The 21,443-nt window shown below is 58.6% G+C and carries 19 protein-coding genes; 9 read left to right on the top strand and 10 right to left on the bottom strand.

Translation table 11 applies throughout. From position 1 onward, the window contains the following. Window positions 1–32: 32 nt before the first annotated feature. The 5 genes from ACLH1U_RS16210 to ACLH1U_RS16190 all read right to left on the bottom strand — a co-directional run bounded on the left by ACLH1U_RS16210 (window position 33) and on the right by ACLH1U_RS16190 (window position 6,094). Complete coding sequence (locus tag ACLH1U_RS16210; RefSeq protein ID WP_023290460.1) at window positions 33–1,595, bottom strand: cyclic di-GMP phosphodiesterase; 1,563 nt, start codon at window positions 1,593–1,595, stop codon at window positions 33–35. Window positions 1,596–1,782: 187 nt separating this feature from the next. Beyond that, window positions 1,783–2,352, bottom strand: a complete 570-nt coding sequence (gene mepS, locus ACLH1U_RS16205) for a bifunctional murein DD-endopeptidase/murein LD-carboxypeptidase (protein WP_004201653.1) — start codon at window positions 2,350–2,352, stop codon at window positions 1,783–1,785. A 426-nt stretch (window positions 2,353–2,778) separates the two neighbouring features. Beyond that, complete coding sequence (locus ACLH1U_RS16200) at window positions 2,779–3,492, bottom strand: phosphatase PAP2 family protein (protein WP_072420984.1); 714 nt, start codon at window positions 3,490–3,492, stop codon at window positions 2,779–2,781. A gap of 37 nt (window positions 3,493–3,529) precedes the next feature. Beyond that, a complete protein-coding gene (locus ACLH1U_RS16195; RefSeq protein WP_023290457.1) occupies window positions 3,530–4,507 on the bottom strand; it encodes a CobW family GTP-binding protein in 978 nt (325 codons plus the stop codon). Window positions 4,508–4,627: 120 nt separating this feature from the next. Then, window positions 4,628–6,094, bottom strand: coding sequence for a mannitol dehydrogenase family protein (locus ACLH1U_RS16190; RefSeq protein WP_032453535.1), 1,467 nt, complete (start codon window positions 6,092–6,094; stop codon window positions 4,628–4,630). A gap of 207 nt (window positions 6,095–6,301) precedes the next feature. On the opposite strand from ACLH1U_RS16190, the gene uxuA reads away from it, so the two are divergent. Continuing rightward, a complete protein-coding gene (uxuA, locus tag ACLH1U_RS16185; RefSeq protein WP_023290455.1) occupies window positions 6,302–7,492 on the top strand; it encodes a mannonate dehydratase in 1,191 nt (396 codons plus the stop codon). 71 nt (window positions 7,493–7,563) lie between these two features. On the opposite strand, the gene yeiP is transcribed toward uxuA, so the two are convergent. Next, on the bottom strand, window positions 7,564–8,136 hold the full coding sequence (gene yeiP / locus ACLH1U_RS16180) for an elongation factor P-like protein YeiP (protein ID WP_002912951.1): 573 nt from the start codon (window positions 8,134–8,136) through the stop codon (window positions 7,564–7,566). 147 nt (window positions 8,137–8,283) lie between these two features. Between yeiP and ACLH1U_RS16175 the strand changes: the two genes are divergently transcribed. Next, window positions 8,284–8,538 (top strand): YkgJ family cysteine cluster protein, encoded by a 255-nt coding sequence (locus ACLH1U_RS16175; protein ID WP_023290454.1) that lies wholly within the window; start codon window positions 8,284–8,286, stop codon window positions 8,536–8,538. A gap of 2 nt (window positions 8,539–8,540) precedes the next feature. Here ACLH1U_RS16175 and ACLH1U_RS16170 read toward each other — a convergent pair whose 3' ends face one another. Continuing rightward, window positions 8,541–9,473, bottom strand: a complete 933-nt coding sequence (locus ACLH1U_RS16170; protein ID WP_032453533.1) for a LysR family transcriptional regulator — start codon at window positions 9,471–9,473, stop codon at window positions 8,541–8,543. 213 nt (window positions 9,474–9,686) lie between these two features. Here ACLH1U_RS16170 and ACLH1U_RS16165 point away from each other — a divergent pair, with 213 nt between their 5' ends. After that, window positions 9,687–10,031, top strand: coding sequence for a DUF3302 domain-containing protein (locus ACLH1U_RS16165; protein ID WP_032453532.1), 345 nt, complete (start codon window positions 9,687–9,689; stop codon window positions 10,029–10,031). 1 nt (window position 10,032) lies between these two features. Continuing rightward, window positions 10,033–11,169: an HlyD family secretion protein gene (locus tag ACLH1U_RS16160; protein WP_032453531.1), complete on the top strand. Its 1,137-nt coding sequence runs from the start codon at window positions 10,033–10,035 to the stop codon at window positions 11,167–11,169. Between the two features lie 34 nt (window positions 11,170–11,203). On the opposite strand, the gene setB is transcribed toward ACLH1U_RS16160, so the two are convergent. After that, window positions 11,204–12,385 carry a sugar efflux transporter SetB gene (gene setB / locus ACLH1U_RS16155; protein ID WP_121935847.1) on the bottom strand — a complete coding sequence of 394 codons (1,182 nt, stop codon included), beginning with the start codon at window positions 12,383–12,385 and terminating at the stop codon, window positions 11,204–11,206. A gap of 336 nt (window positions 12,386–12,721) precedes the next feature. Here setB and fruB point away from each other — a divergent pair, with 336 nt between their 5' ends. From fruB to fruA, 3 genes are read left to right on the top strand one after another with little or no spacing between them, the layout of a single operon-like run. After that, a complete protein-coding gene (gene fruB, locus ACLH1U_RS16150; RefSeq protein WP_004201642.1) occupies window positions 12,722–13,852 on the top strand; it encodes a fused PTS fructose transporter subunit IIA/HPr protein in 1,131 nt (376 codons plus the stop codon). After that, window positions 13,853–14,791 (top strand): 1-phosphofructokinase, encoded by a 939-nt coding sequence (gene fruK / locus ACLH1U_RS16145; protein ID WP_002912941.1) that lies wholly within the window; start codon window positions 13,853–13,855, stop codon window positions 14,789–14,791. Between the two features lie 16 nt (window positions 14,792–14,807). Next, window positions 14,808–16,502: a PTS fructose transporter subunit IIBC gene (gene fruA / locus ACLH1U_RS16140; RefSeq protein ID WP_065882922.1), complete on the top strand. Its 1,695-nt coding sequence runs from the start codon at window positions 14,808–14,810 to the stop codon at window positions 16,500–16,502. Window positions 16,503–16,555: 53 nt separating this feature from the next. Here fruA and nfo read toward each other — a convergent pair whose 3' ends face one another. Continuing rightward, window positions 16,556–17,410, bottom strand: a complete 855-nt coding sequence (gene nfo, locus ACLH1U_RS16135) for a deoxyribonuclease IV (RefSeq protein WP_023290450.1) — start codon at window positions 17,408–17,410, stop codon at window positions 16,556–16,558. Between the two features lie 71 nt (window positions 17,411–17,481). Beyond that, window positions 17,482–18,531: a YeiH family protein gene (locus ACLH1U_RS16130; RefSeq protein WP_032453526.1), complete on the bottom strand. Its 1,050-nt coding sequence runs from the start codon at window positions 18,529–18,531 to the stop codon at window positions 17,482–17,484. Between the two features lie 265 nt (window positions 18,532–18,796). Here ACLH1U_RS16130 and yieE point away from each other — a divergent pair, with 265 nt between their 5' ends. Next, a complete protein-coding gene (yieE, locus tag ACLH1U_RS16125) occupies window positions 18,797–19,663 on the top strand; it encodes a DNA-binding transcriptional regulator YeiE (RefSeq protein WP_004201638.1) in 867 nt (288 codons plus the stop codon). 179 nt (window positions 19,664–19,842) lie between these two features. Beyond that, entirely contained in the window at window positions 19,843–21,312 is a 1,470-nt protein-coding gene (locus ACLH1U_RS16120; protein ID WP_023290447.1) for an amino acid permease, read from the top strand. Window positions 21,313–21,443 lie beyond the last annotated feature (131 nt).

The raw sequence follows: 21,443 nt of genomic DNA, 5'->3' as shown, positions 1-21,443 counted from the left end.
GCCGACTTCTGTTCCCGCATCATAAGTGAGACTTAACGCGTTGTGAAATAATTCGCGGGTTCATCGTGCGCGGCCACCAGCGCCGCCAGCGACAGCGGCCGGCTGATCCAGTACCCCTGCAGGAAATGCACTCCCTGAGCGCGGAGCCACTCCGCCTGCTCCTGGGTCTCCACCCCTTCGGCAACGGTCATCAATTTCAGCCGACGGCTGAGGGTCAGCACCGCATCCAGCACTGGCGAGGTGACGGTTTCGGTGCCGATCGCCTGCACAAAGCCGCGATCGATCTTCAGATAATCGAAGTTATAGCGTTCGAGATAGATCAACGCGCTATGCCCGGTGCCAAAATCATCGATCGCGATTTCAAAACCGTGCTGGTGCAGCCAGGCGAAGTTAGCGACCGATTTTTCTTTGTCAATCATCGCCCGCTCTGTGACCTCCAGCACCACGTGAAAATGGCCGGCGGGCAGCGCGGCGGCGAAGCGCAGCATATCGTCGCGGAAGCTGTCGGCCTGCAGATGGGCGGGGGAAATATTGAGCCCCAGCTTGACGCCGTGCGGCAGAATACGCTTCAGCGCCGGCGCGTCGCGGGCGATCAGCGCCAGCAGGTGATCGGTCAGCGGCACGATCATCTGCTGGGTTTCCGCGAGGTTAATAAAGACGTCAGGCGGAATTTCGCCTACCACCGGATGGCGCCAGCGCATCAGGACCTCCACGCCGCTGATACGCAGAGTCTGGGCATTCACCACCGGCTGATAGACGACGTAGAACTGGTTGTTTTTGATCCCCAGCAGAATGGATTTTCGCGGATCGGATTTGATCGACAGCACGTAATAGCAGAGCAGCCCCGCCAGCAGGCCGCACACCACCCCGAGCAGCAGAGCAAACTGCGTATTTTCCGCCAGCCAGCTGTTGGCATACAGGTAGACCTTGAGGGGGAAACCGTCGATCTGCACTTCGCGGATCGGCACGTTATGCAGCGTTTGCGGATCCACCAGCCGGTTACTGAAGGTGGAGATAGCGGTGTGACCGATGACCAGCGCAATACCGCTGAAATCATTCTGCCGTGCGGAATAGAGGATATACGGCGTGAGATTGGCGTTAATCGACACGAAAATGCCGCTGTTTTCATCACCGGGTTTGCCTACCCATAGCGCCAGCGCCGCGCTCTTCGGCATCATCGGCGTGCCTGGCAAAATCGCCATATCAAGGGGTTTGCGGATATCAATGGCCGGGATCAGCTGGGTGAGGGGAGTATTCATGGCGCCGGTTGCCGAGGAGCAAAAGGCCACGCCGTTTTTGACCAGCAGGAAAGCGCGGACGTTGGGGCTGAACGCGGCGTGGGAGGTGAGCCCGGAGTCAATATTCTCGCAGGGCTGCTCCACCAGCGGCTGCAGGCCGTCAATGGTCTGGCGCAGGTCGTGAAAATAGCTTTTCAGATAGGTATTAACATTGTTGATAATGGCGTCGAAACGCTCGGCCCGGTTATGGTAAATCACCATAAATTGAATGCTGCCAGCCAATAGCGCGACGATAATGCCCACGCACAGGCTGGTTAGCCAGGTTTTACGCTGGGGCGAAAAGTAGCGAGTCAGCATAGCTATAGTCTTTCCGTGTTATTGATGCGCAGCAACGGGTTGTCAGTCGTCGTTTTTCTCATTCCCACTTAAAAGACATAGCTTATTTTGCGTCGTTCAGAATCAGGTGGCAAAAAAAAACACTGCCGGGGCAGTGTTTTTTATCCCGCTTCCAGCCAAGGGATAACCGGCGGCGGTAGAGGACAGTTTACGAGCGGCTCAGGACTCGACGCGCTTCGTTGTAGCGCTTTTTCCAGTATGGCTCATCCATGCTGGAGATGGTCACTCCGCTGCTGGTAGAGGCGTGAACAAACTGGTTGTTGCCGAGGTAGATCCCGACATGGCGGCCGGTAGAGCCGGCGCGGAACAGAACCAGATCGCCAGTACGCAGCTGGGTACGGGAAATCGATTTTCCGGTTTCCTGCTGTTCAGAAGTTGAACGCGGCAGTTCCAGACCAAATTGTTCGCGGAAGGTGCGCTGCACGAACGCCGAGCAGTCGATACCTTTGCGAGTGCTGCCGCCGAGGCGGTAACGCACGCCTTTCCAGCTGGCATACTGATCCATTAAACGGGACTTCACGTCCAGGTTACGGACCATCGTTTCAAATTCATCCTGAGAGGCTTGCAGTGATGATAAATCGCCACTACCCACAGCATGCGTCTCAGAATGCATATTCCTGGCGGTACTTGTTGAACTACACGCGGAAAGCAGAACCGCTACTGCAATCGCGGGGGCTACCCGCAAGATGTATCTCAAAATCGGCTGAGATTTGACCATGCTGTTTATTTTCCCTTGTTGTCCTTAACGACAATGTCGTTATAAAAAATGCCAAACGTGTTAGAGCCTAAATACCCATCCGCAATGAGACAATTCCTTAAGCTTAAATTTGTGCAGTCACGCACAATTTTATTCAGGGCCTGAATTAATGTTGCGGAAAAGGCAAAACGAGAACGAGATTACCCTATCAAACGCCGCATGGCGAGCGGTTTTGCGCGATTTCTTATAAGTATTTTGGTGACAAAAAGTGAATCATCGGGAAAGGCCAAAATTGCGGCAATTACGGGCAAAAAACAGACAATTCCTTCATTTGTCACGGGATTAATGTGACAAGAAGATGAACGTGATGTTGAAAAAAAGGACAATTGAAAAAAGGGACCCAAAAGGTCCCCTTATAGATAATGCCCCTGGCGGCGGCCCGCGGCTTTATTTGGCCGATATTCCGCCGGGTAAGTAGCGATCGAAAAAGGCGATCAGTTTATCGCTCAGCGGCGTCATCAATACCCAGGGCGCGCCAATCAGCACGGCGGTCAGAGAGCCGACGGCAATATCGCTGAACCAGTGGGCGCCAATCATCACCCGCGGGAAAGCAAAGACCACAAATATCACCAGCGCCACGGTCAGCGCGCGGCGGCCAAAATAGCGCCACATAAAGCTCGCGAAGATCAGCAGCATCATCCCATGATCGCCGGGGAAGCTGTCCTTGGAAGCATCCTTAGTGGGGAAGTTAACGACGTCGCTGACGCGGGTGACATCGCTGAAAAACAGCGACGGACTGGCGCGCTGAACCGGCATCAGGTGCTGCGCCAGCTGGTTGATGATCACCGCCGCCAGCAGCATTACCACGCCCATAATAGCGATCTGACGACGGCCTGCCGCCGGCGCCTTGAGCCAGTAGCTGAGCATCAGGCAACCCATCGCCAGCAGCGAGCAGGCGTCGAAGGCGCGATTGTTGATGATCGCCAGCAGCCAGGCGTAAGCGCGGCTGACGCTGACGCCATGGTTAAAGAAATGGAAGATCGCGGCGTCTACCGGCGCCCACGCGCCGTGGTTGGCTGGCAGATACCAGGAGCAAAATAGCGCCACACCCGCGATGTTAAGCAGCAGGATTAAAGGAATTCGGTTTTTCATCATAGCCATTGCGATTTTGTGACAGTCGGCGGCAACCTTAGCCGCCTTAACTTAAACGAAGCCTCAACAATGAGGTCTGGAGCGCGTTCCAGTCGGCTTCATGGGCGGAGATAAGCTCGATGCGGCTATCGGGCGGGGCGACGCTAAGGGTCTCGATATGCAGATCCTCGCCCTGGCGGTTGATCCGCACCGCCCCTTCGGCAATGCGCAGCACACCTTTGACGCGCGCCACCGGCGCCAGCCGGGCCCACTCCAGCAGGGCGATGGTGTCAAAGACCGTTTCCGCGTCGAAGATCCAGCCGCAGGCCTGATAGCCCTGGCCGCTGTTAAGGTGGCGGCGCCAGCGCTGGTGTTCCGCCAGACTAAGGGCGGCGAGACCGGCTGTGGGGGGATGGCGGTGGGCGTGCTCCGCGCTCGCCGGCAGCGGGGCGGTATTGCGCCGCGGTTCATCAAGCAGGGCCAGGTCGATATTACCCTGGGTCGCCGACACCTGGCGGCGATCGCCGCCCCAGCGTTGCCACCAGTCGACAAACGCCTGAGCGCTTTCGGGCGTTTCCCGATCGCTTTTATTGGCCACGATGATATCCGCCGCCGCCAGCTGGTCGCGAAAGTTGTCGTTGTTGACCGCTTTCTCGTCCAGTAGCTGACGCGGATCGAGAATGCACAGGGTCGCGCGCAGATCGATCCAGGGTTCATACACCGCCGCGGTGAGGATATCGAGGATCTGCTTTGGATGGCCAAGTCCGGTGGGCTCAATCAACAGACGATCGGGTTTCCCCTGGCGCAGCAGGGTATTCAGCCCGACCTGCATCGGCAGGCCATTGACACAGCACATGCAGCCGCCGGGGATCTCCTTGAGCAGGGCGCCGCTGTCGGCCAGCAGGGCGCCGTCTATCCCGACTTCGCCAAACTCGTTAACCAGTACGGCCCATTTTTCATCCGCAGGCTTCTGCGCCAGCAGATGAAGAATCGAGGTCGTCTTACCGCTGCCGAGAAAGCCGGTGATCAAATTGGTTCTGGTCACTCTTTTCTCCAGGATAAATGTAATGTTGTAACAGTTACGCCTATCCTGACGAAAAAAGAGGGAAAAGAGAAGTCCTGAGGCGGACAGAAGGAAATTCTGTCCGCATAAGCGCAAATATTGTTAAGAATTGAGCGCGCGGGCAACCGCCTCGCGGGCGCCGTGCATCGCCAGCTGCTGCCAGGCGGCGCGGATCCCGGCGACAAACTGCGCGTTGCGCGGCAGGTCGCGGCCAAATATTTCCTCCAGACCCAGCAGGGCGTCAACGCGCTGCTGCTCATCGCTCTGCGCCACCCGCTGCTGGATCTTGTCCACCAGCGGATCGCGGACGTCGATGGCCTGACCGGCATCGTCCGTACCGCTGACGTAGCGCATCCAGCCGGCTACGCCGAGGGCCAGCAGCGGCCAGCGGCTGCCGCGCTCAAGATGCACGCGAATACCGTCGAGCATACGCTGGGGCAGCTTCTGGCTGCCGTCCATGGCGATTTGCCAGGTACGGTGTTTGAGCGCCGGGTTGCTGAAGCGCGCGATCAGGCTGTCGGCATAGGCCGCCAGATCGACGCCGGTAATGGTCAGCGTCGGGGCCTGTTCGTCAAGCATCAGCTGGCGGGCGGCGCGGCGGAAGACCTCATCCTGCATGCAGTCGCTGACGTGCGCATGACCTGCCAGATAGCCAAGCCAGGCGAGGAAAGAGTGGCTGCCGTTGAGCATCCGCAGCTTCATCTGCTCCCAGGGCAGCACGTCGTCGGTCATCTGCACGCCCGCCGTCTCCCAGGCGGGGCGCCCGGCGACAAAGTGGTCTTCGACCACCCACTGAATGAAGGGTTCGCAGCTGATGGCGCAGGGATCTTCCACCCCCAGCACGGCGGCGATTTCCGCCAGCGACTCCGCGGTGGCGGCGGGAACAATGCGATCCACCATGGTGCCCGGGAAGCTAACGTTGTCGGCGATCCAGCTCGCCAGCGCCGGACCGCGTTTTTCCGCCATGCCGAGGACGGCATTTTTCACCACGTGGCCGTTGTCGGGAATGTTATCGCAGGAGAGCACGGTAAAGGGCGGCAGGCCCCGTTCCCGGCGGCGGGCCAGCGCTTCAACTAAAATACCGGGAGCCGACTGCGGCAGCGTCGGATTTTCCAGATCGTGAACGATACGCGGATGCGTCGGATCCAGCTTGCCGGTCGCCGGATCGATGCAATAGCCTTTTTCCGTGATAGTCAGTGAGACAATCGCTACCTGCGGCTCGCAAAATTTCTCGATAATCGCCGCCAGCGAATCGAGCCTGGCGTTCAGGCATTCGTGTACCGCGCCGATAACAATGGGCTGATTACCGTCGGCGCCTTTTTCCAGTACGGTAAACAGGTGGTCCTGTTCGCGAAGCTGGCTCATCAGCGTATCGCCGCTGAACAGACTGATTTCGCAGATCCCCCAGTCGCCGCCGATGTTATTCAGCACGCGATCGGTCAGCAGCGCCTGGTGCGCGCGATGAAACGCGCCAAAGCCGAAATGGACAATACGCGAGCGGAGCTGGCTGCGATCGTACTGAGGACGTTGCACGTTTTCCGGTAGCGTAGCGGTTGCAATTGTTGTCATTCTTTACACACCTGTTTAACTGCTTATTAACATTGCCAGTCTAAAGTTATATGACAGGAAATTAAATTGGTAAGCCGAAATTATCCGCTGACTGTGAGCTGGATCAATCAATGCGCCGGCACTGTTTGCAGCCTGACGAGAAACATGTATGGTAGTCGTCATGATTGTCGCCATTATTGGTATAACAACTTTTGTGAGGGCATAGCGATGGAGCAAACCTGGCGGTGGTATGGGCCGAACGATCCGGTATCGCTTGATGATGTACGACAGGCGGGGGCGACCGGGGTCGTCACTGCGCTGCACCATATTGCAAACGGTCAGGTCTGGCCGGTCGACGAGATTAAAGAGCGTCAGGCGCTGTTAGCGGCGAAAGGGCTGACCTGGTCGGTGGTCGAAAGCATTCCGGTGCACGAGGATATTAAAACCCACAGCGGGCAGTATGCGACCTGGATTGCCAACTATCAGCAGAGCATCCGCAACCTCGCGGCCTGCGGCATCGATACCGTATGCTACAACTTTATGCCGATCCTCGACTGGACGCGCACCGATCTGGAATATGAGCTGCCGGACGGCTCCCGGGCGCTGCGTTTCGATCAGATCGCCTTCGCCGCCTTTGAACTGCATATCCTCAAACGCCCGGGGGCGGAAGCGGATTACAGCGAAGAAGAGCAGCGCCAGGCCGAGGCGTATTACAAGGCGATGAGCGAAGCGGACATTGAGAAACTGACCCGCAATATCATCGCCGGCCTGCCGGGGGCGGAAGAGGGCTACACCCTCGACCAGTTCCGCGCGCGCCTGGCGGAATATGACCACATCGATAAAGCGCAGCTGCGCGAAAATATGGCCTATTTCCTGCGGGCCATCGTACCGGTGTGCGAAGAGGTGGGGATCCGACTGGCAGTGCATCCGGACGATCCGCCGCGGCCGATCCTGGGCCTGCCGCGTATCGTGTCGACCATCGAAGATATGCAGTGGCTGAAAGAGACAGTGGACAGCATCAATAACGGCTTTACCATGTGCACCGGATCCTATGGCGTCCGCGCCGATAACGATCTGGTGAAGATGGTGGAGACCTTTGGCGATCGCATCCACTTTACCCATCTGCGCGCCACCTGCCGCGAGGCGAACCCGAAAACCTTCCACGAGGCGGCGCACCTAAGCGGCGACGTCAATATGGTGGCGGTGGTGGATGCGATTCTGCGTGAAGAGCAGCGGCGTAAACAGGCCGGCGATCTGCGCCCGATCCCGTTCCGTCCGGATCATGGTCATCAGATGCTGGACGATCTGCGCAAGAAAACCAACCCAGGCTATTCGGCGATTGGCCGTCTCAAGGGGATGGCGGAAGTGCGCGGCGTGGAGCTGGCGCTGAAGATGACCAAATACCCTGAACTGCTGTAATCGCGGCAACGGGGATAACAAAAAGGACAGCCAGCGGCTGTCCTTTTTTCTGGTCAACTCGTCACGGAAAATTAATCCGCGCGGCCCATATAGCGGCACTCTTCGATATGAATGCGGATTTTCTCACCGGTGGTCAGGTATTCCGGCACCTGAATCACCAGGCCGGTGCTCATGGTGGCGGGCTTGGTGCGGGAGCTGGCGGATGCCCCTTTAATACCCGGCGCGGTTTCGATAATTTCCAGGTCCACGGTCTGCGGCAGCTCAAGCGCCAGCAGCTGGCCGTCCCAGGTCAACACCTGCATATCCGGCATGCCGCCTTCCGGAATAAACTGCAGCTCTTCTTCGATCTGCTCTTTCGTGAAGGTGTAAGGGGTGTAGTCTTCTTTATCCATGAACACGTATTCGTTGCCATCGACATAGGAGAAGTCAACGAAACGGCGGGTCAGGGTCACGGTATCGACGATATCGTCGCCTTTGAAGCGCTCTTCTACTTTCAGGCCGGTACGCACATCGGAGAAGCGCATTTTATACAGTGTCGCAGCACCGCGGGCGCTGGGTGACTGAATATCGATATTTTTTACAATCAGCAGCTTGCCGTTGTAATTCAGCACCATACCTTTTTTAATTTCATTCGCTCTTGGCATTGCAGTAATCCTGTCACTTAACGAGTCAAAAATATCGCGTAAAACTACTCGCGCCCGGGCGTTCAGGCAAGTGGAATTCGCGAGTTTTGCTATCTTCTGGCAAAACGTTTAGGCTGTGGTGCAAAATGAGCGTTTGGGAGCAGGGTTGTGGAATGTCGTACTGATTGTGGCGCATGTTGCATCGCCCCCTCTATATCCTCGCCGATCCCCGGCATGCCGCAGGGCAAGCCGGCCAATACCCGCTGTATTCAGCTCTCCGAGCACAATCTGTGCCTGATTTTCGGCTCCCCATTGCGTCCGAAGGTGTGCGCCAGCCTGCAGCCCTCGCCGGAGATGTGCTTCACTCATCGTGATGACGCCATCACCTGGCTGCTGGAGCTTGAGCTGGCCACCGCGCCCTGAGCTTAAAGCAGCAAATGAGACAGGTTTTTGATATGGACGCTGAGGCCGTCCAGCAGCGCCTGGACGCGTAGCGGAAGAATGTCCCGTCGCTGGTAGATAAGCCAGGCCTGCAGATCGATACAGCGCTCCTTCTTCAGACAGGGAACCAGCTGTCCTGCCGCCAGCTCGGTGGCGAGTGAATAGTAGGGCGCATAAACGATCCCCATCCCCAGCTTCGCCAGCTCCACCGCCGGCAGCGTGTTATCGCACACGAATCCCCCCTTTACCGTGAGATTGAGCGGTTTGCCGTTTTTGCTTTTGAAGGTCCAGATATTGTCGCTGCCGCCCAGCATGCGCAGGGTGATGCACTCATGATCCACCAGCGCCTCCGGCTCGGCGATAGGGTGTTGCGCCAGGTAATCCGGGGAGGCGAAGACGCCGGTGCGAAAGCGGGTGAAGGGGCGGGCGATAAGGTTTTCATTCTGTGGCTTAAAGGGGCTTATCAGCAGATCGCAGTCGCTATTGAAAATGGCGCCGTATTTCTGTTCCCGCTCGCTGGCGTTGCGAGTGACCAGATTGATCTGCAGCTCCGGCAGCGTTTTTCTTAGCGCCGGCAGAATATAGCGCCCGAGAAACTGGTGGATGCCGATGGGCGCCCCAAGGGTGACGACGCCCTGCAGCGTGTTTTTATAACGGTCGGCGAGGTTGATAAGCTGCTCATGCTGCTCAAGAACGGCGCTGCTGGCGTGAATAAACTGCTCGCCGAACTCGGTACGCACCAGTTCCCTGGCGGTGCGCAGAAAAATGGCCAGGCCGACTTTCCGCTCCACGCTGGTCAGCGTCCGCGAGACGTTAGACTGGGGCATATTCAGGCGCTGTGCTGCCCGGCTTACGCTGGCGGTTTCGGCGATGGCGCAGAGGATCCTTAGCTCATCCATTTTAAAGTCTTTCAACATCTTATCGCTGCCTGATATTGATGGTATATCAAAAATGATATACCAGTTTGGCGGAATTGCCATGTGATTTATTGATCTGCTGAACGTATGATGGCCTTTGCCGTGAACAGTCGGTTATTTAAGGAAGCCTGTGCGTTTTATTACTTCTTTTGTGGTTCTCGACGTCATTAAAAATAACGATCTTCCCGCTGGCTTACTGAGTGTATATGTACCATGCTGCTTAATTATTTTGCTTTGTTTGTATTAATACTGGTTTTTCTCATACTGTTTTATGGAGTTATTATTATCCACGATATTCCCTATCACATCGCGCAAAAACGCCAGCACCCCCATCAGGACGCGATTCATGTGGCGGGCTGGATAAGCCTGTTTACCCTGCATGCTATCTGGCCTTTCCTGTGGATCTGGGCCACGCTGTACCGGCCCGATCGTGGCTGGGGGATGGCTTCGCAGTCCGAGGGACATCAGCAGCGAGCGGAGCTGGAAAAACGCATTGCGTTACTTGAAGCGGCATTAAAAAACAGCCAGCAGGCGTCGGCGGAGAATAGCGAGAAATAATATGGATCTGTTAATTATCCTTTGCTATGTCGCCATTTCCTGGGGCGTGTTTAAGATATTTCGCATTCCAGTAAATAAATGGACAATCCCGACAGCGATATTAGGCGGAATAGTGGTCGTTGGCGCGTTAATATTAACGATGAACTATAACCACCCCTATACGATGCGAGCGCAAAAAATTGTCGTCTCCATTCCGATGGTGCCCCAGGTATCAGGCGAGGTGGTGGAGGTCACCAGTAAAACCAATGTGTTAATGAAGAAGGGCGAACTGCTGTTCCGCATCGACGATACCCGCTACCGCGCGCGGCTGAACAAGCTGAAAGCCGATCTGGCGGCCGAAGAGGCCACGCTGCGGGCGAAGCAGGCGACCATTGACGATGCCCGTGCCAGAGTACAGCAGGCGCAGGCGGAGTACGACCGGGTCACCCGTGACAACCAGCGCTATGCTCAGGGGGCGGCCATGCCGGTGAATCCTTTTTCGGAACAGGATGTGACTCACGCCAGGCAGCAGGTGCAGATCCAGGCGGCGGTCCTGCAGGCGGCGAAAGCGCAATTACAAAACGCCAGAGAGCAGGTGTCCGGCCGCTACCACGGGCTGGATGCCAATATTGCCAGCCTGAAATCGCAGATCCTTGAGGCGGAGTATAATCTGGCGCAAACCGTGGTTCGCGCGCCGAGCGACGGCTACGTCACCCAGCTTCTGGCGCGGCCGGGGATGACCGCGGTGCGTCTGCCCTTCAAGCCGGTGCTGGTGTTTATTCCCCAGCAAAAGCGCCAGGTGGTGGCGGTATTCCGTCAGAACTCGGTCCTGCGTCTGACGGCCGGGGACAGCGCGGAGGTGGTGTTTAATGGTCTGCCGGGCAGCGTCTACAGTGGTAAGGTATCGCGCGTGTTGCCGACCGTCCCGGACGGCAGTTACCAGGCCAGCGGCGCGCTGCAGGGGCTGAACGCCGGGGCGGGGAAAGAGGGCATTTACGTGCTGATCGACCTCGATCCCCATCCGGAAGTGGAACATTTACCGGACGGGGTCAGCGCCCAGGCTGCGGTATATACCGATTATTTTGCCCATGTGTCGATTATGCGCAAGGTGCTGCTGCGCATGACCAGCTGGCTGCATTATCTCTATTTGGATCACTAATCCGCACTGCCCGGCTCCGGCCGGGCAACCTTATCTATACGTCCCTGATCCGCCACAGGCAGGCCTGAGTGGCGAGCCCCATAACCAGCGCTATCCAGAACACCGCATGATAGCTCCAGATCTCTGCCACCACGCCCGCCAGTGAGCCGGCGATGATCCAGCCGACGCGGGTGGTATTGGTGTAGAGGGTGGTGGCCGCGCCCGCCTGCCCGGGCATCAAATCCTGGAAATAAAGCATGCCAATCCCGGCGAGGATCCCGATATAGATGGCGTTCAGCACCTGCATCGCCAGCAGCAGCGCCGGCGTATGCACCGTCAGCATGCCCACATAAAACAGCACCCCAGCCACCGCGGAAAGGCGCATCAGAAAGCGTTTACCGAAGCGCCGGGCGTAGTAACCGGCAATCAGCATGGTGGGAATTTCCAGCCCGGCGGCGGTCCCCATCATCAGGCCGGCCAGCTTCTCCGGCAGATGCAGCTCGTTAATGATAAACAGCGGCATATTAATGATGTACAGGCTGTTGGTGCCCCACATCAGCGTGCAGATGCTGAACAGCAGCAGCGCATCGCGGCGGTGCGTGCGCGGGGCTTCCAGCCGGCCAGTCGCCACCGCCTTGGCTTTGCGCATGCTGGGCAAGAACAGCCAGACCATGATCCCGCAGACGATAAACGCCGCCGCGGCGCTGAGGTACATCGCGGTAAAGCCAAACCCCATCGCCAGGGCATAGGCCAGCGGGGGACCAATCACCCATGCCAGGGAGACCTGGGCGCGCAAAATGGAGCTGAACATCACCGCTTCGCGGCCGGTTTTGTCGGCATGCTCGCGCGCGAGGGCGAACATCTGCGGGTTGGCGGTCGAACCAAAGCTGCTAAGGAATACGCCGATGAACAGCAAAATGAAATAGTTCCGGTTCCAGGCAAACAGCACGCAGGCCAGCACCCCCAGCAGGCAGCAGACGACAATCAGCTGCTTGCGATCGCCCTGACGGTCAGAACGACCGGCGAGGAACTGGCTGACCAGAATGCCGATGACGGCGCTGCCGGTAAAAAAGAAACCCACCATCGCCGGGCGGACATGCACTTCATTGGTCAGAAACAGGCTCAGGGTCGGCGTCTGCAACGCCCCGGCAATGCCCGTCAGAAAGGCGACGATCAGGAAGGCGGAAGAGGTGACATCGAACCCGCGTCGGGGGAGGGCGGCGCTTCGGTTTTCCATGTGTTTGGTTTTCTGTAGTTTCAGGAGACGGCGCGGAGTTTACGCCTGCTGGCTGAAAATAAACAGTAGTATGGCACGAATAATTAAAAAGGCGTTTCAAAATAGAGGGTTCAGCAAAAAGCTGACGTTTACCGCGGCCAGGCGCCAGGGCTTCAGCAAAAGTGTGCAGTACCTCTAAGTTCTGCAATCAAGTCGCTGACGTACCTTGCGCGTTGAGCAAGAAAGGTACAGAATTCTTGAAACGTTTCAGCGTCATTCGGCATATCGTTCACCGTCAGATGGCGCCTTTTTTCTCAAGTTAGCTGAAACGATTCAATTCAGCAGGAGAGGAGAACCATGTTCCAGTTATCTGTGCAGGATATTCATCCCGGCCAGCAGGCCGGTAATAAAGAAGAGGCCATCCGGCAGGTCGCCGCCGCGCTGGTCAGCGCCGGCAACGTGGCCGATGGCTACGTGAACGGCATGCTGGCGCGCGAGCAGCAGACCTCCACCTTCCTCGGCAACGGGATCGCGATCCCGCACGGCACGACGGATACGCGTGACCAGGTGCTGAAGACCGGCGTTCAGGTGTTTCAGTTCCCGCAGGGCGTCACCTGGGGCGAAGGGCAGACCGCCTATGTGGCGATCGGGATTGCCGCCAGCTCAGATGAACACCTCGGCCTGCTGCGTCAGCTGACCCATGTGCTGAGCGATGACGCGGTCGCCGCCCAGCTGCAGTCCGCCACCACCGCGGAAGAGCTGCGTGCGCTGCTGATGGGGGAGAAGCAGAGCGAAGCGCTGAAGCTGGACAACGAGACTCTGAGTCTCGACGTCGCGGCCAGCGATCTGCTGACCCTGCAGGCGCTGAACGCCGCGCGTCTGAAAGAAGCAGGCGCTGTGGATTCCGCCTTCGTTAGCCACGTCATTAACGATACGCCGCTGAACCTCGGTCAGGGCATCTGGCTGAACGACAGCGCCGAAGGCAATCTGCGCAGCGCCGTGGCGGTCAGCCGCGCCGCCACCGCCTTCACCCGCGACGACCAGCCGGTTTCCCTGTTGGTTACGGTGGCGATGACCGACGAACAGCCAACCGCGGTGCTGAACCGCCTGAGCAAGCTGCTGCTGGACAAGAAAGCTGACCATCTGCTGAAAGCCGACGCCGCCACCGTGCTGGCGCTGCTGACCAGCGACGACGCGATTGCCGAAGATGTGCTGAGCGCCGAATTCGTGGTGCGCAATGAGCACGGCCTGCATGCCCGTCCGGGCACCATGCTGGTCAACACCATTAAACAATTTTCCAGCGACGTCACCGTCACTAACCTCGACGGTTCCGGCAAGCCGGCCAACGGCCGCAGCCTGATGAAGGTCGTGGCGCTGGGTGTGAAAAAAGGTCACCGTCTGCGCTTTACCGCGCAGGGTGAGGATGCGCAACAAGCGCTGGATGCGATTGGCGAAGCGATCGCCGCAGGCCTTGGGGAGGGCGCATAAATGAGCAGACGTGTAGCAACCATTACTTTAAACCCGGCGTACGATCTGGTGGGCTTCACCCCGGAGATCGAGCGCGGTGAAGTGAACCTGGTGCGTACCACCGGCCTGCACGCCGCCGGGAAAGGCATCAACGTGGCGAAAGTGCTGAAAGATCTTGGCATTGACGTCACCGTCGGCGGCTTCCTGGGGAAAGACAACCAGGATGGCTTTCAGCAGCTGTTCAGCGAGCTGGGGATCGCCAACCGTTTCCAGGTGGTGCAGGGTCGGACCCGCATCAACGTTAAGCTGACGGAAAAAGATGGCGAAGTGACCGATTTCAACTTCTCCGGCTTTGAAGTCACCCCAGGCGACTGGGAACGCTTCGTCAACGACTCCCTGAGCTGGCTGGGGCAGTTCGATATGGTCTGCGTCAGCGGCAGCCTGCCGTCCGGCGTCAGCCCGGAAGCCTTTACCGACTGGATGACCCGTTTGCGCAGCCAGTGCCCGTGCATCATTTTCGACAGCAGCCGCGAAGCGCTGGTTGCCGGACTGAAAGCGGCGCCGTGGCTGGTGAAACCGAACCGTCGCGAGCTGGAGATCTGGGCTGGCCGTAAGCTGCCGGAGATGAAAGACGTTATCGACGCCGCCCATGCGCTGCGCGAGCAGGGGATCGCCCACGTGGTGATTTCCCTGGGCGAAGAGGGCGCGCTGTGGGTGAACGCCTCCGGCGAGTGGATTGCCAAACCGCCTTCAGTCGAAGTGGTCAGCACCGTTGGCGCCGGCGATTCGATGGTCGGCGGCCTGATTTACGGCCTGCTGATGCGTGAATCCAGCGAGCATACCCTGCGCCTGGCGACCGCCGTCGCTGCCCTGGCCGTCAGCCAGAGCAACGTCGGGATCACCGACCGTACCCAGTTGGCCGCGATGATGGCGCGCGTCGACTTACAACCCTTTAATTGACAGCAGGAGAGGCATAATGAAAACGCTGCTGATTATTGATGCCGGACTCGGACAGGCGCGCGCCTATATGGCGAAAACCCTGCTGGGTGCCGCAGCGCCAAAAGCGCACCTTGAACTGATTGATAATCCGAACGACGCCGAACTGGTGATTGTTCTCGGGTCGGCGCTGCCTACTGACAGCGCGCTGAACGGCAAACAGGTCTACCTCGGCGATATTAATCGCGCCGTGGCGCACCCGGAGCTGTTCCTCAGCGAAGCCAAAGGCCACGCGACGCCGTACGCGGCGCCTGCCGCCGCGGCAGTCCCGGCGGCCACCGGCGGACCGAAACGTATTGTCGCGGTCACCGCCTGTCCGACCGGCGTTGCCCATACCTTTATGGCGGCTGAAGCCATTGAAACCGAAGCGAAAAAACGCGGCTGGTGGGTGAAAGTGGAAACCCGCGGCTCCGTCGGCGCGGGCAATGCTATCACCCCGGAAGAGGTGGCCGAGGCGGATCTGGTGATCGTCGCCGCCGATATCGAAGTCGACCTGGCGAAATTCGCCGGCAAGCCGATGTATCGCACCACCACCGGTCTGGCGCTGAAGAAAACCGCCCAGGAGCTGGACAAAGCGGTGGCTGAAGCCAAACCGTACCAGCCTTCCGGTAAACCTCAGGCTGCTGGCGAAGGTAAAAAAGAGTCGGCGGGCGCCTACCGCCACCTGCTGACCGGCGTCTCCTACATGCTGCCGATGGTGGTGGCGGGCGGCCTGTGTATCGCGCTCTCCTTTGCCTTCGGGATCAAAGCGTTTGAAGTGAAAGACACCCTCGCGGCGGCGCTGATGCAAATCGGCGGCGGCTCGGCCTTCGCGCTGATGGTGCCGGTGCTGGCGGGCTTTATTGCCTTCTCCATTGCCGACCGTCCGGGTCTGACCCCGGGTCTTATCGGCGGTATGCTGGCGGTCAGCGGCGGCTCCGGCTTTATCGGCGGGATCATTGCCGGTTTCCTTGCCGGTTACGTGGCGAAAGCCATCAGCACTAAGCTGAAACTGCCGCAGAGTATGGAAGCGCTGAAGCCGATACTGATCATTCCGCTGGTCTCCAGCCTGATCGTGGGCCTGGCGATGATCTACCTGATTGGTAAACCGGTCGCCGGTATCCTCGCCTGGCTGACCCACTGGCTGCAAACCATGGGCACCGCCAACGCGGTTCTGCTGGGCGCGATCCTCGGCGCGATGATGTGTACCGACATGGGCGGCCCGGTGAACAAAGCGGCCTATGCCTTCGGCGTTGGCCTGCTGAGTACCCAGACCTACGCGCCGATGGCGGCGATCATGGCGGCCGGTATGGTGCCTCCGCTGGCGATGGGTATCGCGACGCTGGTTGCCCGCAATAAGTTCGACAAAGGGCAGCGGGAAGGGGGTAAAGCCGCGCTGGTTCTCGGCCTGTGCTTTATCTCTGAAGGGGCGATTCCTTTTGCCGCCCGTGACCCGATGCGCGTGCTGCCTTGCTGTATCGTCGGCGGCGCGGTAACCGGCGCTATCTCGATGGCGATTGGCGCGAAACTGATGGCGCCGCACGGCGGGCTGTTTGTTCTGCTGATCCCGGGGGCGATTACGCCAGTGCTGGGCTACCTGCTGGCGATTATTGCCGGGACGCTGGTGGCGGGCCTCTCCTACGCGGTGCTGAAACGCCCGGAAGCGCAAGTAGCGGAAGTCGAAAAAGCGGCATAATCTCTCCGCAATAAAAAAGGGCCGACTGTTCGGCCCTTTTTTTATGTCTCTATTTACGCCACTTCGGCGATCTGCTGCGCCCGCAGCCAGGCAATCTCTTCCGCCCAGATATCCGGGTTGATGGTTTCCAGAATCAGCGGAATGCCGTCGAAGCGGTTGTCCTGCATGATCCAGCTGAAGCAATCGTGGCCGATGTTGCCTTCCCCCAGACTATGGTGACGGTCGACCCGGCTGCCGAAGGCGCTCTTGGCATCGTTGAGATGCATGCCGCGCAGATACTGAAAGCCGACGATACGGTCGAAGTCGGCAAAGGTCTTCTCGCAGGCTTCGGCGCTGCGCAGGTCATAGCCGGCGGCGAAGGCGTGGCAGGTATCGATGCAGACGCCGACGCGGGTTTTATCTTCCACGCCGTCGATGATGGCCGCGAGGTGCTCGAACTTAAAGCCCAGGTTGCTGCCCTGGCCGGCGGTATTTTCGATAACCGCGGTGACGCCTTCGGTCTTCGCCAGCGCGATATTGATCGATTCGGCGATGCGCGCCAGACACTCTTCCTCCGGGATCTGCTGCAGATGGCTGCCGGGGTGGAAGTTGAGCAGCGTCAGCCCCAGCTGCTGACAGCGGGTCATCTCATCGATGAAGGCGTCACGGGATTTTTCCAGCGCCTCTTCCACCGGGTGGCCGAGGTTAATCAGGTAGCTGTCGTGCGGCAGGATCTGTCCGGGGCCAAAGTGATACTTTTCACAGGCGGCTTTGAATTCGGCGATGGTCTGGTCGCTGAGCGGCGCGGCGCGCCACTGGCGCTGATTTTTGGTGAAGAGGGCGAAGGCGGTTGCTTCGATTTCGGCGGCGCGAATGGCGGCATTGGCCAGTCCACCTGAGGCGCTCACGTGCGCTCCTACGTATTTCATAAAAAAACTCCAGTTAAAGCCGCTGGGGGGTGGGTAATGATAGCGGCTTAACTGGAGAAAGATGTAGTGCTTTATGCCATCAGGCTGTGGATGGCGACGTTAATGGCCCCGCCGCCGACAATCAACCAGACGAACAGCATAAGCGCCATCAGCAGCGGTTTCGCCCCGGCTTTTTTCAGCGCGCTGACGTGAGTGGTCACCCCAAGAGCGGCCATCGCCATCGCCAGCAGGACGGTATCCAGCGTCACCAGCATATCCACGACCGCTTTCGGCAGCAGATGGAAGGAGTTAAACACCGCCACCAGGATGAACATAATGGCAAACCACGGAATGGTGATTTTGCTTTTCTCGCCGTTACCCGCCGGGGTCAGCTGTTTAACACGCGCCGCCAGGAACAGCAGGAACGGGGCCAGCATCATCACGCGCAGCATTTTAGCGATAACCGCGGCGTTCTCCGCATCCGGGCTGACCGCATGGCCGGCGGCGACGACCTGCGCCACTTCATGCATGGTGGAACCCATATAGATCCCGTAGGTCTCCGGGGTAAACCAGTGCGCCAGCAGCGGGTACATCGCCGGGTAGAGGAAGATGGCGATGGTACCGAAGATCACCACCGTGGCGACGGCGACGGTCACTTTACTGGCTTCGGCTTTGACCACCGGCTCGCTGGCGAGCACTGCCGCCGCGCCGCAGATGCTGCTGCCGGCGCCGATCAGCCAGCTGGTGTGCTTATCGAGCCCAAACACTTTCTGGCCCAGGAAGCAGGCGATGAAAAAGGTGCTGGAGAGCGTCAGAACGTCAATCAAAATACCGCTCACGCCGACGTCGGCAATTTGGGCGAACGTCAGGCGGAAGCCGTAGAGGATGATCCCCAGGCGCAGCAGATACTGTTTGGCGAAGATCACCCCGCCGTCGCATGGCTGCCAGATTTTCGGATAGACCGTGTTACCGACGACCATCCCGAACAGAATAGCGAGGGTCAGGGCGCTGAAGCCCGCCCCGGCGATGGCCGGGAAGCTACCGGCCCACAGGGCGGCGCCGGTCAGGGCGGCGGTCAGCGCCAGGCCTGGGACAAAATGCCACAGGGAACGATGTTTGGTGGGTAAAGTGAGTGCTGTCATAACCTTCTCCTTTGTCTGCCTAAAGGTTACGCCGCGCGGGATTAAATATAAAATTGATTATATGTTTATAATCAATCGTAATAAGTGGTTAATGACCGCTTCGCTGGCGACAACGGGGCAGGGGAGTGAGGCGCGCAAGCGAGCTGCTCTTGTCAGCAAGACGATGATTTTGTGACGTAAGGGGATTTTCCTTCCGTCAGCCGCCTCGATTTGTGTCACCATAGTAAGGAAGGTTATTCAGACTGGATTACTAAACGGGTGGGTTATGCATATTACGCTGCGGCAGCTGGAAGTGTTCGCCGAAGTCCATAAGAGTGGGTCGACCACTCAGGCGTCACAGATGCTGGCGCTTTCGCAATCGGCGGTCAGCGCCGCGCTGACCGATCTGGAAGGGCAGCTTGGCGTACAGCTGTTCGACCGCGTCGGCAAGCGGCTGGTGGTCAATGAGCATGGACGGCTGCTCTATCCGCGCGCCCTGGCGTTGCTGGAGCGGGCCCTGGAGATCGAGCAGCTGTTTCGCGGCGACAACGGGGCGATTCGGGTCTACGCCAGCAGCACCATCGGCAACTATATTATGCCGGAGATCATTGCCCGCTATCGCCATGACTTCCCGGATCTGCCGGTTGAGCTGAGCGTGGGCAACAGCCTGGACGTGATCAACGCCGTTGCCGACCTGCGGGTGGATTTCGGGCTGATCGAGGGGCCGTGCCATGCCGCCGATATTATCGCCGAGCCGTGGCTGGAAGATGAGCTGGTGGTGTTTGCCGCGCCTGACTCGCCGCTGCTGGCGGGGGAGGTGACCCTGCAGCAGCTGGCCGAGGCGCCGTGGATCCTGCGCGAGCATGGGTCTGGCACCCGGGAGATTGTCGATTACGTTCTGCTGTCGCATCTGCCGGCGTTTCATCTGGGGATGGAGCTGGGCAACTCGGAGGCGATCAAACACGCTGTGCGCCATGGGCTGGGGATCAGCTGCTTATCGCGGCGGGTGATTGCCGAACAGCTGGCCTCCGGCACGCTGGCGGAGCTGAAAGTGCCGCTGCCCCGGCTGACGCGCACGCTGTGGCGGATCCACCACCGTCAGAAGCATATTTCCAAAGCATTACAACGTTTTCTGCAGTATTGCCAGGTGTAGCGATCCGGCTTTATCGCCTGATAAAGGGGGGGAATTTGCTGGCAATTCCGCAGGTTAGTGCTTTACTAATAATTTGCGGTCGATCATGAAGCTCTCTTATAACTTTGCATTTGTACCGGATGGAACCCCGATCGTCTGCTACAATCGCGCCTCATTTTTTGGATGGATAGCATTATCACATGGTTTCGGAAACTAAAACCACAGAAGCGCCCACGCTACGTCGTGAACTAAAGGCGCGCCACTTGACCATGATCGCCATCGGCGGTTCCATCGGTACGGGTCTTTTTGTTGCCTCTGGCGCAACGATTTCGCAAGCAGGTCCCGGCGGGGCGCTGCTGTCTTATATTCTGATCGGTCTGATGGTCTATTTCCTGATGACCAGCCTGGGCGAACTGGCGGCGTTTATGCCGGTGTCCGGTTCCTTCGCCACCTACGGGCAGAATTATGTTGAAGAGGGCTTCGGCTTCGCGCTGGGCTGGAACTACTGGTACAACTGGGCGGTAACGATCGCCGTTGACCTCGTGGCCTCGCAGCTGGTGATGAGCTACTGGTTCCCTGACACCCCAGGCTGGATCTGGAGCGCCTTGTTCCTCGGCATTATGTTCCTGCTGAACTGGATCTCGGTGCGCGGCTTTGGTGAGGCGGAATACTGGTTCTCGCTGATCAAAGTGGCCACCGTCATTATCTTTATCATCGTCGGCGTGATGATGATTGTCGGCATCTTCAAAGGTGCGCAGCCTGCCGGCTGGAGCAACTGGGGGATCGCGGATGCGCCGTTTGCCGGCGGCTTCTCGGCGATGATCGGCGTGGCGATGATTGTCGGCTTCTCCTTCCAGGGCACCGAGCTTATCGGTATTGCCGCCGGTGAGTCTGAGAACCCGGAAAAGAACATTCCGCGCGCGGTGCGCCAGGTCTTCTGGCGTATCCTGCTGTTCTATGTCTTCGCGATCCTGATTATCAGCCTGATCATTCCGTATACCGATCCGAGCCTGCTGCGCAACGACGTTAAAGATATCTCCGTCAGCCCGTTCACGCTGGTCTTCCAGCACGCCGGTCTGCTGTCGGCGGCGGCGATCATGAACGCCGTTATCCTGACGGCCGTTCTGTCGGCGGGTAACTCGGGGATGTACGCCTCTACGCGTATGCTGTATACCCTGGCCTGCGACGGCAAAGCGCCGCGCATTTTCTCGAAGCTGTCGCGTGGCGGCGTACCGCGCAACGCCCTGTATGCGACCACCGTTATCGCGGCGCTGTGCTTCCTGACTTCGATGTTCGGTAACCAGACGGTGTACCTGTGGCTGCTGAACACCTCGGGGATGACGGGCTTTATCGCCTGGCTGGGGATTGCCATCAGCCACTATCGTTTCCGTCGTGGCTTCGTCCTGCAGGGTAACGATATTAATAATCTGCCGTATCGTTCCGGGTTCTTCCCGCTGGGGCCGATCTTCGCCTTCGTGCTGTGCCTGATCATCACCCTCGGACAGAACTACGAAGCGTTCCTCAAGGACACCATTGACTGGGGCGGCGTGGCGGCGACCTACATCGGTATTCCGCTGTTCCTCGTCATCTGGTTTGGGTACAAACTGGCAAAAGGCACCCGCTTCGTTCGCTACAGCGAAATGACCTTCCCGGACCGCTTTAAGCGTTAATCTTCGCTATTGTGCGATAAAAGCCCTCTGAAAAGAGGGCTTCATCGTGCTGGCCAGGTGCAATCTTCAGGAATTGCCCGGCGGCGCTGCGCTTGCGCGGGCCTACAGATATTTGCGTAACTGTTTGATAT

Source organism: Klebsiella sp. 1SOBk5mer (assembly GCF_046603115.1).
Lineage (GTDB): Bacteria > Pseudomonadota > Gammaproteobacteria > Enterobacterales > Enterobacteriaceae > Klebsiella > Klebsiella quasipneumoniae.
Note: the sequence above shows the minus strand (reverse complement) of the source record. Positions and strands in the feature narration are given on the sequence as shown.